Source organism: Rhizobium sp. NPDC090275 (assembly GCF_044772225.1).
Lineage (GTDB): Bacteria > Pseudomonadota > Alphaproteobacteria > Rhizobiales > Rhizobiaceae > Rhizobium.
This window is the reverse complement of the sequence record NZ_JBIVYL010000001.1, coordinates 523117-535161: the sequence shown is the minus strand read 5'-3', so window position 1 is coordinate 535161 and position 12045 is coordinate 523117. Positions and strand designations below refer to the sequence as shown.

The 12045-nt window shown below is 60.9% G+C and carries 13 protein-coding genes and 1 tRNA gene; 5 read left to right on the top strand and 9 right to left on the bottom strand.

Annotation, left to right across the window (positions count from 1 at the left end; all coding sequences use genetic code 11):
* The first annotated feature begins 46 nt into the window (after window positions 1–46).
* Window positions 47–1306: an AGE family epimerase/isomerase gene (locus ACIQUB_RS02580; RefSeq protein ID WP_113239063.1), complete on the top strand. Its 1260-nt coding sequence runs from the start codon at window positions 47–49 to the stop codon at window positions 1304–1306.
* A 42-nt stretch (window positions 1307–1348) separates the two neighbouring features.
* On the opposite strand, the gene ACIQUB_RS02575 is transcribed toward ACIQUB_RS02580, so the two are convergent.
* Window positions 1349–1927: a hypothetical protein gene (locus ACIQUB_RS02575; RefSeq protein WP_113239062.1), complete on the bottom strand. Its 579-nt coding sequence runs from the start codon at window positions 1925–1927 to the stop codon at window positions 1349–1351.
* Between the two features lie 153 nt (window positions 1928–2080).
* Here ACIQUB_RS02575 and ACIQUB_RS02570 point away from each other — a divergent pair, with 153 nt between their 5' ends.
* Window positions 2081–2350: an antibiotic biosynthesis monooxygenase gene (locus ACIQUB_RS02570; RefSeq protein WP_113239061.1), complete on the top strand. Its 270-nt coding sequence runs from the start codon at window positions 2081–2083 to the stop codon at window positions 2348–2350.
* 45 nt (window positions 2351–2395) lie between these two features.
* On the opposite strand, the gene ACIQUB_RS02565 is transcribed toward ACIQUB_RS02570, so the two are convergent.
* From ACIQUB_RS02565 to ACIQUB_RS02540, 6 genes are all read right to left on the bottom strand, one after another.
* The gene (locus ACIQUB_RS02565; protein ID WP_113239060.1) at window positions 2396–2887 is read right to left on the bottom strand and encodes a heme-degrading domain-containing protein; all 492 of its coding nucleotides are present in this window, start codon (window positions 2885–2887) and stop codon (window positions 2396–2398) included.
* 108 nt (window positions 2888–2995) lie between these two features.
* A complete protein-coding gene (locus ACIQUB_RS02560; protein ID WP_113239059.1) occupies window positions 2996–3736 on the bottom strand; it encodes an aspartate/glutamate racemase family protein in 741 nt (246 codons plus the stop codon).
* A 4-nt stretch (window positions 3737–3740) separates the two neighbouring features.
* On the bottom strand, window positions 3741–4562 hold the full coding sequence (locus ACIQUB_RS02555; protein WP_037178927.1) for an ABC transporter permease: 822 nt from the start codon (window positions 4560–4562) through the stop codon (window positions 3741–3743).
* A gap of 1 nt (window position 4563) precedes the next feature.
* Window positions 4564–5478, bottom strand: a complete 915-nt coding sequence (locus ACIQUB_RS02550) for an ABC transporter permease (RefSeq protein WP_065693541.1) — start codon at window positions 5476–5478, stop codon at window positions 4564–4566.
* A gap of 243 nt (window positions 5479–5721) precedes the next feature.
* Window positions 5722–7029 (bottom strand): PotD/PotF family extracellular solute-binding protein, encoded by a 1308-nt coding sequence (locus ACIQUB_RS02545; protein WP_113237165.1) that lies wholly within the window; start codon window positions 7027–7029, stop codon window positions 5722–5724.
* 34 nt (window positions 7030–7063) lie between these two features.
* Window positions 7064–8152: an ABC transporter ATP-binding protein gene (locus ACIQUB_RS02540; protein ID WP_113237166.1), complete on the bottom strand. Its 1089-nt coding sequence runs from the start codon at window positions 8150–8152 to the stop codon at window positions 7064–7066.
* A gap of 267 nt (window positions 8153–8419) precedes the next feature.
* Between ACIQUB_RS02540 and ACIQUB_RS02535 the strand changes: the two genes are divergently transcribed.
* A complete protein-coding gene (locus tag ACIQUB_RS02535) occupies window positions 8420–9133 on the top strand; it encodes a GntR family transcriptional regulator (RefSeq protein WP_402928608.1) in 714 nt (237 codons plus the stop codon).
* A gap of 95 nt (window positions 9134–9228) precedes the next feature.
* On the opposite strand, the gene ACIQUB_RS02530 is transcribed toward ACIQUB_RS02535, so the two are convergent.
* Both ACIQUB_RS02530 and ACIQUB_RS02525 read right to left on the bottom strand, forming a co-directional pair.
* Window positions 9229–9612: a hypothetical protein gene (locus ACIQUB_RS02530; RefSeq protein ID WP_112427299.1), complete on the bottom strand. Its 384-nt coding sequence runs from the start codon at window positions 9610–9612 to the stop codon at window positions 9229–9231.
* A 250-nt stretch (window positions 9613–9862) separates the two neighbouring features.
* Window positions 9863–10606 carry an SIMPL domain-containing protein gene (locus tag ACIQUB_RS02525; protein WP_113237167.1) on the bottom strand — a complete coding sequence of 248 codons (744 nt, stop codon included), beginning with the start codon at window positions 10604–10606 and terminating at the stop codon, window positions 9863–9865.
* Between the two features lie 152 nt (window positions 10607–10758).
* Between ACIQUB_RS02525 and ACIQUB_RS02520 the strand changes: the two genes are divergently transcribed.
* Together ACIQUB_RS02520 and ACIQUB_RS02515 are read left to right on the top strand one after the other, a co-directional pair.
* Window positions 10759–10834: transfer RNA gene (locus ACIQUB_RS02520), tRNA-Ile, on the top strand.
* A gap of 70 nt (window positions 10835–10904) precedes the next feature.
* A complete protein-coding gene (locus ACIQUB_RS02515; RefSeq protein ID WP_402928605.1) occupies window positions 10905–12041 on the top strand; it encodes a hypothetical protein in 1137 nt (378 codons plus the stop codon).
* Window positions 12042–12045: the final 4 nt, after the last annotated feature.

Sequence of the window (12045 nt, the reverse complement as noted above, 5' to 3'; positions counted from 1 at the left end):
TATATAGGCAATTTCAAAGCATTGTGTATGAAATCGGAGGAGTATCATGGCACCTGCAATCGGCGACGCCACTCTCGGCAACTGGACGACGCGCACCTACCACCGCGACTGGCTCGTCGCCCAGGCAAACGGCCTGTTCGATTTCTTCCAGCATGACTCCATCAATCCCAAGGGTGGGTTCTACGATCTCGACGACACCGGCAAGCCGCTCGACGCCGAGGGTCAGGTGCGCGGCATCCACATCGCCGCCCGCGCCGTCCATTGCTTCTCGATCGGCACGCTGCTCGGCCGCCCCGGCGCATCCGATGTCGTCGATCACGGCATGCAGTACATCTGGAACCACCACCGTGATCAGAAGAACGGCGGCTATTTCTGGTCGCTGAACAATGACGGCCCTGTTGACACCAACAAGCAGGGCTACGGCCACGCCTTCGTTCTGCTCGCTGCCTCCTCCGCCAAGACCATCGGCCACCCGCTTGCCGACGGCATGCTCGCCGATATCACCGAGGTGCTGAACACCCGCTTCTGGGAAGAAAAGCACGGCGCCATCGCCGAGGAATTCACCGCCGACTGGCAGCCGCTCGACGGCGGCACCTATCGTGGCCAGAATTCCAACATGCACCTGACCGAAGCCCTCATGGCCGCCTTCGAGGCAACCGGCAACCGCGACTACCTCACCAAGGCCGAAAGCATCGCCGACCTCGTCATCCGCCGCGCCGCCGGCTCCGTCGACTGGCGCGTCGCCGAGCACTTCGACACAGAGTGGAAGCTCGACAAGAACTATTATCATCCGAACGAGATGTTCCGCCCGGCTGGCACCACCCCCGGCCACTCGCTGGAATGGGCGCGCCTGCTGCTGCAGCTATGGGCGCTCGGCGGCAAGAAGCTGGAATGGCTGCCGGATGCCGCCAAGGGCCTGTTCTCGCAGGCAATGGCGCTCGGCTGGGACGACGAAAAGGGCAGCTTCTTCTACACGCTCGACTGGGAAGACCGCCCGGACAAGCGCCAGAAGATGTGGTGGCCGGCTTGCGAAGGCGCAGCCGCTGCCCACTACCTCAACGAACACCTGCCGAGCGACTACCACGAGGAAAGCTACCGCAAGATCTGGAACGTCATCGAGCGCCGCTTCATCGATCACAAGAACGGCGGCTGGCACGAGGAACTGACGGAAGACATGGTCCCCGCCCACACCATCTTCCCCGGCAAGGGCGACATCTACCACGCTCTGCAAGCCTGCCTCATCCCCCTCTTCCCGGCCACCGGCAGCCTGACCAAGGTCATCCCCGAAGCTGGCGGCAAGATCTGACAGTGAAAAAAGGCGGCGCCGCATCCATGGCGCCGTCTTCGTTCATGACGACGGAATACGGGGCTCCTCGACCAGATAGAACTCCGGGACCGGCGTGACGTCGGAAACGAAGAAGCCGAAGCTCGATTGCTCCCCGGGATCGAGATGCCCGTCATCGAAATTCAGCCGGTCGAAACTCTCGAACCGGCTTTCGAAATGCATGAAACGGCTGGACGAGATCAGCGCCGGATTGGGATCGGCCTGCCCGAAGGATAGCCCGTCATAGAAGTCGCTTGGCTTGCCGCGGATTTCCTGAAGCTCGAAGCCGAAGCCGATCCACGCTAGCCCGCTCCGGTTCACGGCCACCACACGCAAATGAAACGAGCCGGGCACCGTCGTCTTCAGCTCGGCGGGTTTGGCGAAGCGGATCACCAGCGTCACCGGCGCAAGGCTGTCGAACGCCTCGCGGATCTCGATCGGATCCTCTCGCGTGCCGGCGCCCGAGATGGACAGGATGCGGAAACCGCCGAGTTCGTCGGAAAACGAGTAGCTCCCCGCATACCACCGCCCGTCATCGGCCGGCCCGGCGCTGATCAGCGCCAGGGAGAGCAACGCCGCAAGAATGCGCAAACGACGCGTCATCGATCCTGTTCCCTGATCGAGATGTCACCAGCATACATGCAATTTCAGCGGCGTGCGATGTCGTGCATTTCCACGCGCGCGAACCCCTCATCGGTGGTACGCTGACGCCTGGGCATCCCAACGAAACATGTGAATGCAACGCAGGAGCGGAACATGACGACAGTGTTCGTACGGCATGAGGTTTCGGACTATACGGCCTGGCGCAAGGTGTATGACGGCTTCCGTTCGGTGCAGGCGGCAAACGGCGTGATATCAGAGGCGGTCTACCAATCCGCCGACAACCCCAACGACATCACCGTCACCCACGAATTCGCAACGCCAGAGGCCGCGAAGGCCTTCATGCAGCTCGAGGAACTCCGCTCCGCCATGCGCACCGGCGGCATCCTCGGCGCCCCGACCGTCTGGGTCGCGGAGAAGGTGTAAGACCAATTCGGCCCGACATGACGGGCCGGAACGGTTCAAACGGCATTAAGCCAGACGCAGCGCGTCCAGATCCTTGGCCAGCATCAGTGCCAGCGCCTCGACGACGAGATTGTGGTCGTCGCGCTGCGGCAGGCCGGAGACGGTCACCGAGCCGATGCAGCCCGTGCCCTTGACGTTGATCGGGAAGCTGCCGCCGTGCGGCGCGTAATCGGCGTCCGAAAGACCGTTGTCGGCCACCGTCTTGCCCTTGGACTTGAGGTCGAGGCCGATGGCATAGCTGCTGCGGAAATAGCGCAGCACCAGATTGCGCTTGCGGCGCACCCACTGGACGTTGTCGGGCGTCACGCCGGGAAGAGCGACATAGAAAACCGGCATCGAATGCAGGTTGATATCGATCGCGATGCCCAGGCCACGCTCCGAACCCAACTCCTGCAGCAGCTTGCCCAGCTGCCATGCCGTCGCCAGATCGAAACTGTCGAAGCTCAGCACCTTCTCCTGTTCGGCAATGCGCGCAAGGTCGTCGTCGGGCATGGTCATGTCTGTTTCCTCTCCTCGAATGCTTTTTGCTGAGCATCGTCAGGAGAGCGAAAAAGTAAAGCGGAATCGTGATGATACGCTATGCAGGGCGACGGCTAGGCACAGGCCTCAGCCCGCTGCCTGCATGGGTGCAAATCGGCTCATCTCGCCAAGAAACGGCTTGGCAAGCGGCGCCGCGTAGGAGCCGCGCTTGCTGGTCGAGAGGCCCAGCGACACCAGCGCTTCCGCCTGCTTGATGGCTGCGGCCACGCCATCGACGACAGGCACGCCATAGATCTCCTGCAGCTCGCGCGCCAGGTCGGTCATCCCCGCGCAGCCGAGCACGATCGCCTCCGCGCCATCCTCATCAAGCGCCCGCTCGATCTCGGCGCGCAGCTTGCCGATCGCGCCGGACGCCTCGTCCTCAAGCTCCAGCACCGGAATGTCAGACGCGCGGACCTTGGCCCGGTCGCCCATGCCATAGCGACGCACGAGATTGTCGATCAGCACCCGCGAACGCTCCAGCGTCGTCACCACGGTGAAGCGCTGCGCCAGAAAGCCTGCGGTGGCGACGGCGGCTTCGCAAAGTCCGAGCACCGGCACGTCGGCGAAACTGCGCGCTGCCTCCAGCCCCGTATCGTCGAAGCAGGCGATGACGGCCGCATCATAGGTCCCTGCCCGCTCCTTCAGCTCCGTCAGCAGGCCGGGAATGGCGAGCGCCCCGTCATAATGCCCCTCGATCGACACCGGCCCCATTCTCGAGGTGGCGGCGATGATCTCGGTGCCGCTGGCGGCAACGAGCCGTGCGGCGGTCGCCGCCTTCTCGGTCATGCTTGATGTCGTGTTCGGATTGACGATCAGGATGCGCATGAGATCAGCTTGTCTTTGCCTGGCGTCCGCGCAGCATCATCATGATGCCGAGCGCGACGAGAATGATGGTGAAGGAGAACAGTGTCGTCACCGTGCCCAGCGCATAGAGCACCGGCGTCGTCACGTTGGTCGTCATCCCGTAGATCTCGAGCGGCAGCGTGTTGTAGCTGCCAGAGGTCATCAGCGTGCGGGCGAATTCGTCATAGGAGAGCGTGAAGCCGAACAGGCCGACGCCGATCAGGCTGGGCGCGATCATCGGCAGCACGACATGCACGAAGGTCTGCCACGACGTCGCCCCAAGATCGCGCGCCGCCTCTTCATAAGCCGGCGAGAAGCGGTTGAAGACGGCGAACATGATCAGCACGCCGAAGGGCAGCGTCCATGTCAGATGCGCGCCGAAGGCCGACGAATACCATGCCGGCTTCAAGCCGCCCTGCTGGAACACCACGCCGATGCCGAGCGAAATGATGATCGACGGCACCACGAGGCTGGCGACCGTCGCATAGAACAACAGCGTCGCCCCACGGAAGCGGCGGCGGAAGGCAAGGCCCGCCAGCAGCGACACCACGACAGTGACCACCATGACCATCAGGCCGAGCGAGAAGGAACGGCGGAACGAGGCGCCGAAATCACCCACCGCCTGCTTTTCGAACAGGTTAAAGAACCAGTGGACCGAGACGCCGTTGAGCGGGAATGTCAGGCCGCCATCCGGCCCCTGGAAGGAGAGGATGAGGATGGCCGACAACGGGCCGTAGAGGAACAGCACGAACAGGAGGAAGAAGGCGGCGAGAACGTAGAATTCGAGCGTGCGCTTTTCGTGGCTCATCTCAAAGCTCCTTGCGGATATCGACGACGCGCAGGATGGCCGCGACCATCATCAGCACGACGATCAGAAGCACAACGGCATTGGCGGCAGCGGCCGGATATTGCAGCAGCGACATCTGGTTCTTCATCATCAGCGCCACGGAGGCGCTCTGCCCACCGGACATGACCTGCACCGTCGAGAAATCGGCCATGACGAGCGTGACGACGAAGATCGAGCCAATGGCGATACCGGGCTTGGCGAGCGGGATCACGACGTTCCACAGGATCTGCCAGCCGCTGGCGCCGGCATCACGCGCCGCCTCGAACAGCGAGCGGTCGATGCGCATCAGCGTGTTGAAGATCGGCGTCACCATGAACAGCGTGTAGAGGTGCACCATGGCAAGCACCACGGCGAAATCGGAATAGAGCAGCCATTCGATCGGCTGCGGGATGATGCCCATCTCGATCAACGCCGAATTGACCAGTCCATTACGGCCGAGAACCGGGATCCACGAGATCATGCGGATGATGTTCGAGGTCATGAACGGCACGGTGCAGACGAGGAACAGGATCATCTGCGTGGACGTGCGGCGGATGTGGAAGGCGAGGAAATAGGCGACCCAGAAACCGATGAAGACGGTGAGCGCCCAGACGATGACGGTGAATTTCAGCGTGTTGAGATAGGTCTTCCAAGTCACCCACGAGCCGAGCGTCTCGGTGTAGTTCATCGTCAGGAAATCGGGATAGAGACCGGCGAAGTCGTAATCCCAGAAGCTGACCACCGCGATCATCAAAATCGGCAAGATGAAGAAGAAGCCGAGGATCAGGATCAGCGGCGTCGCCTGGAGATAGGAGGCCGCCCACGGCGCCAGCCGAAAGCCCGGGCTGCGCACCCGCTCGGTCGTCTCGTTTGTCTCTGCTGAAGCGATCGTCGCCATCGCTGATCCCTTTTCCAGTTGGCATTGCGTTGCGTGGTGCCCCCCTCTGCCCTGCCGGGCATCTCCCCCACTGGTGGGGAGATTGGCTGGGCGCAACCGCTCGCTCCACGCTCGTTGCTTGGGTGGGGAGCAGGCCACGAGCCGATCTCCCTCCTTGTGGGGGAGATGTCCGGCAGGACAGAGGGGGGTAACCCACGGCAGAACCTCCCCTCCCGCGATTGGAAGGGGAGATCCCAGATCGCCTTAAGCCGCGATGAACTCGTTCCAGCGGCGAACCATGTAGCGGTCCTCGTCCATGACGGAGTTCCAGCACGCGACATGGCCCATGCGCTCTTCGAACGAGCCGCCGTCGCGAACGGCGCCGGCCTTCTCCATGACCTTGCCCTCGGGCGAAAGGATATCGCCCTTGGCGGCCTTGCCTTCGATCCAGTAGCCCCACTCGTCCTCGGTCATGAAGCCCTTGGCGGTGTCCATGCAGGCCGAGTAGTAGCCCTGGCGGTTGAGGTAGCCGCCGACCCAGCCGGATGTGTACCAGTTGATGTACTCATAGGCCGCGTCGAGCTCGGCACCCTTGAGGTGCGAGGCAAGGCCGAGACCGCCGCCCCACGAACGGTAGCCTTCCTTGAGTGGCTGATACTTGCAGGCAATGCCCTTGGAGCGGACGGCGGCGACGGCCGGCGACCACATCGACTGGATGACGACTTCGCCCGACGCCATCAGGTTGACGGACTCGTCGAACGACTTCCAGAAGGCGCGGAACTGGCCGTCCTGCTTGGCCTTGATCAGGAATTCGATCGTCTTGTCGATCTCTTCCTTGGTCATGTTGCCCTTGTCGGCGTACTTGATGTTGCCAAGCGCTTCCATGATCATCGCGGCATCCATGATGCCGATCGACGGGATGTTGAGGATCGAGGTCTTGCCCTTGAACTTCGGGTCCATGATATCGGCCCAGGTCGAGATCTCGCGGCCGACGAGGTCGGGACGAATGCCGAGCGTATCGGCATTGTAGATCGTCGGCATCATGGTGAAGAGTTCGGTCTCGCCCTTGGCAAACGTCTTGGCGTCCGCGCTCTCGACATAGCCGACCGTGTGCGGCGCGGTACCCTGCGCGATCACGCTATCCGGCTTCAGCTTGCCGTTCTTGAAGAGCGGAACGACCTTGTCGTAATATTTCAGCTTCTTCACATCCATCGGCTGGATGACGCCGGTCGGATAGACCTTCTTCAGGATCCAGTATTCGATGTCGGCGATATCGTAGCTGTCAGGCTGCGTCACGGCGCGCTGGGCGGCGGCGTCGGAATCGGTCGCCGTCATCTCGAGCGTGATGCCAAGGTCCTTCTTGCACTGCTCGGCAATGGCGTTGATGTTGGAAACGCCGGTGCCGAACTGGCGAAGCGTGATGTTCGACTGCGCCCAGATGGTCGGGAAACCGGTGATGAGCCCGGAGCCTGCGGCCGCACCAAGGGCGGCGGCGCCCGTCTTCAGCAGGCCGCGGCGCGACACACCCTTGTCGAGCAGACCCTTCTTGGTGGTTTTCGTTGTATCAGTCATGTCAGTTCCCTCTGGTTTTTGTGGTAATTGAAATTCATGCCGAAACGCGGCCCAGGAGAACGGCGTCCTCCAGGGCCCAACTCAGGGACACCGCATCGCCGACCGATGCGGGGTTGGCGAAATAATCGCCGTCGGACGCAATGACGGTGAAGTCATCGCTGCCCGCGCCGACCACGGTGATCTTCACCGAGGCGCCGCGATATTCGATGTTGGAGACGATGCCGTTGAAGCCGAGCGTCTTGTCGGCCGCGCTGGCGAGACGCACCCGGTCGGTGCGGATGCCAATATCGACGACCTCGCCGACTTCCCTGCCCGCGCCGCGCACCGTGAAGCTCTGCCCCTCCGGAACCTCCAGCGTGATCAGGCCATCCTTGGCGGATGTAACGCGGCCCGTCAGCACGTTGTGATCGCCCATGAAGCGGGCGACGAAAGCCGTGGCCGGCTCCTCGAACACCTTGCGCGGGGTCGCAGCCTGCTCGATCTTGCCGTCGTTCATGATGACGATAATGTCGGCGAGCGCCATCGCCTCTTCCTGGCTGTGCGTGACATGCACGAAGGTGATCCCCAGCGTCTTCTGCAGCTTCTTGAGCTCCGCACGCATGCGAATCTTCAGGAACGGATCGAGTGCCGACAGCGGCTCGTCGAGAAGCAGCGCCTCGGGATCGGTGATCAGCGCGCGCGCCAGCGCCACGCGCTGCTGCTGGCCGCCGGAAAGCTGCGCCGGACGCCTGTTGGCATAGGCCTCCATCTGCATCAGCTTCAGCATCTCCAGCGCCTTGGCGCGGCGCTCCTCCTTCTCGACGCCCTTCATCTTCAGGCTGAAGGCGACGTTGTCGATCAGGTCGAGATGCGGGAAGAGCGCGTAGGACTGGAACATCATCGCCGTGCCGCGCTTGGCCGGCGGAAAATCGGTGACGACGGTGTTGCCGAGGCGGATGTCACCCGACGAAATGCTCTCGTGCCCGGCAATCATCCGAAGCGTTGAGGTCTTGCCGCAGCCCGATGGCCCCAGGAAGCAGCAATAGGAACCAGCCGGTATCTTCAGGCTGATTGCATGCACGGCGGTGGTGGCGCCATACACCTTCGAAACGGATGCTATATCGATCTCTGCCGCTTTCGACATCGTGTCTTCCCCTGTTCGAGGAATACGATGCATTCGCCGTGCCAGTTTCTCCCGCAACGCATCAAGTCATTACGAATATTGAATTTTCTCGGAAATATCAGAATGACTAAAATTCAAGCCTCATATATGTTTGCACATGAAATAGGCTTTCGTCTGCAATTTGCGCAAATAATCGTATACAATTTGACCGCTGCATTGCTCGCAAATTCCGTTTAACTTTTCGGCTGAATATGGCTATCATCGGCCGATCAAAGGACATCCCGCTTTATGAACTCCGCAGCCAACGCGCTTCTGACGACCGACGAGCCCGCCGAAACAGGCGCGCAGCAGATCCGCGACGCCATTCGCGACGCGATCGTCGAACGTCGCCTGTCGCCGGGAACCAAGCTGTCGGAAAGCGATGTCGGCAATCTCTTCAATGTCAGCCGTACACTGGCGCGCGCGGCCCTGCAGGCGCTCTCCTATGAGGGGCTTGTCAGCGTCGAGAAAAACCGCGGCGCCTTCGTGGCCTACCCCTCGCCTGACGAGGCCAGGCAGATCTTCGCTGCCCGCCGGCTGATCGAGCCCGGCATCCTGCGCGAGGCGGCGGCCAGGATCACGACGTCGGAAATTCAGCATCTCAGACAACTGCTGCTGGAAGAAAGCCGCCTGATAAGCGAGCGCGGCCAGACGGCCCGTCGTGCCGAAATCAAGGCATCCGGCGATTTTCACCTGACGCTTGCCGCCATCTCCGGCAATACAATCATGCAGCGCTTCATGGAGGAACTCGTTGCTCGCTCCTCTCTTGTCATCGCGCTCTACGGCCAGTCGACCATATCGAGCTGCGGCCACAACGAGCATGGCGACATCGTCTCGGCGATCGAAGCCAAGGATCTCGACCACGCCTGCCATCTCATGGTCCATCACATCGCGCATATCGAAGCCGACCTCGATCTGCGCGAGCGCAAAGGACAGGGACTGAAGGAAGCGTTCGACCTCTAGGTCGCGTGTGGCGCATGAATGAAGCGCCAATAGCCCCAATCCTTCAGGGCTTCAGGACGAGACGCGGCCGCCGAAGCGACCGCGGCATCGAAAAGTCAACCGCGCGAGCGGCGTTCGTCCGGAACGGCGGCAACGGCCACGATATCGGGCGTTCCCGTCGCATGCAGGCGCTTTCGCACCAGCACGCCCATGACGCGGGCGGCGGTCGAAAACGTCATCTGGTCGAGCGGGCCTTCGCCCTCCCAGGGTTTCGTCAGTCGCTCGGTAACGGCGCCGACGATATTCATCGGCACGATATCGTCGCATTGGCGCATGGCCTCGAAGACGCTGCTGATCGGAACCACCCGGCCTTCGAACGTGACGATCGGTTCGGTCAGTTCCGCATCCCACTCTTCAAACGCATAAAGAGCGTCGCGAAAGAGCTCTTGAAGGGTGAACGGGGCGTGCCCATTGTGAAGTGGCGGCAAGGCATTCGACATGTCTGTCTCCTCTTTGCAGGGATAAAGCCAATTCCTCCTCATCGGTCCGCATTAACGCCGAAAGCAGAACTCAAGTTCCCGGCCGGACCGAATAACACGATCGATGTTATAGTGTAATATACGCGTGATAAAGCGCTTTTCTGCCGCAGCCTTGCCACAGCTGTGCCCACAAAAAGATAAGCCGTTGATATCCAAGCGAATATCAACGGCAATCTTTTGGTAACTTAGATTAACGAAGGGACGGATCGCGCTACTGGGCGATCGCGAATGTAACGTTCACCTGGATGTTGTAGCTGCTTTCGCCGCCCTGGATCGGCACGGCTGAATCGGCCTCCGACTTCATCATCGCCGCCCGCATGACGGGCATCGGCTGCGGCCGCGGACCGTTTTCGTTGATCTCGATGACATTGCCGAGCTTGACGCCGGCGGCGGACGCAAGCGTCTTTGCCCGCGCCATGGCATCAGCCACCGCATTCTTGCGCGCCTCTTCGACGGCGCTGTCGGGCTTGTCATTGGTGAACTGGATATCGCCGCCCTGATTGACGCCGAGCGTCACCGACTGATCGATGATCCCGCCAAGCTTCGAGAGATCGCGCACCCGCACCGTCAGCGCGTTGGAGACCATGTAGCCGATCAGCTCCGGCGGAAGCTGCTGCCCGTCGGTCCCCTGCGGATAGCGATATTGCGGCTGCACGGAAAAGCCGGACGTCTGCAGATCGCGCTCGGCGATACCGGCCTTCTTCAGCGCCGAAAGCACGTCGCTCATCGCCTTGTTGTTGTTGTCGAGCGCCTCGCGCGCGGTCTTCTCCTGCTTGACGACGGAGAAGGTCAAGACCGCCATATCCGGCGCCATCGTCGCCCGCCCCTCGCCGATCACGGTGATGACCGCCTGGCGCGGCGCATCGGCCGCGAATGACGGCAGAGAGGCTGCGGCAAGCACCGGCAGGCTGAGAAAGAGACCGGCGGCAAAGCTTTTGGTGTTCAGCAATGGCATTGTTTCACTCCCCGATTGTGACTTACCGATCCCTCTTGCCGTTTGATTGTGAAGCTATTGCGGCAATGACTTGTGACCGCTCTGAAATTGCGTTAGACGCAACGAGCACCGGCGAACCATTGCGCCGCTGCAAGGCGCCGCAAAGGCCGCCAGGGCCTGTAGCTCAATGGTTAGAGCCGGCGGCTCATAACCGCTTGGTTGGGGGTTCGAGTCCCTCCGGGCCCACCATTTTTCTTATGTTTTAAATGTACTTAGTAGCGGCCCAGACCGATTGTGGCGCTCACATAATCGGCTAGACGTGCAAATCGCGAAGCCGCAACTGGAATTTGTCGCCGGGCGCGAATATGCTGAGGTTCTCGCCGCATTGTGGGAGGGGCACTCGATGTTCACACGTCGCACGCTTTTTATCGTCGGTGCAGGCGCCAGCCGGGAAGTGAACTTTCCGGTAGGCACCGATTTAATGGGAATCATCGCTGGGAAACTCGACATCCGGTTCAACGACGATTGGACGGTATCCCGTGGCGACAAGCGTATCTCGGAGGCCGTGAACACGATTCTACCGACGATGTGGCCGGAGGTAGATCCAAATCCGCTCTATGATGCCGGACGGGCGATTTCAGGAGCGATGTCGCAGGCCATCTCGATTGACAACTATCTTCATACGCATTCGACCGACAGTCTCGTTGTTCAGATGGGCAAGCTCGGAATAGCCGCGAGCATTCTCGAGGCGGAAGCGAATTGTCTGTTGAACGTCGATCTGTCTAGAGATCAATCGTTTGGCTTCGATCTTGTCAAAAACACGTGGTTCAGCGCGTTTTTCCAGATGCTTCACGAAGGCGTTCAACGAGAAAATCTGGTCGATATCTTCAAGAACGTGTCGTTTATCACCTTCAACTACGACCGGTGTATTGAGCATTATCTCGCTCACGCTATCAGCAATTACTATCGCGTTCCCTTAGCTGACGCAGAGGCGATCGTGACCGAGACCCTTCGGATCGAGCATCCCTACGGACAGGTCGGAAGACTTCCCTGGCAGCGATCTTCGACATCCTCGATGATGAGTTTCGGCTATGATTTCCGGGGAGCGGATCTGCCACATCTCGCTGAGCAGATACGCACATTCACGGAACGCGTCGACGATGACGATATGATGGAACGTCTGCATCGGCAAATCGCCGAGGCCGAGGTCGTCATCTACCTCGGCTTCTCCTACGGCGAGATGAATATGCAGCTGATGACCGTGAAGGAGGCAGGGCTGAGAACCGTTTTCGGAACGACGCTCGGCATGTCGGCTCCCAATAAGAAAGTCATCGAAATGGACGTGCGGGCAGCGATGGGCCATGCGGATGTGGCGACGGTGAACCACGCCTATTATGACGATCTGACCTGCGTGGATTTTCTGCGGAGCTACGGCAAGCTGATCATGCGGGGTTAACCCG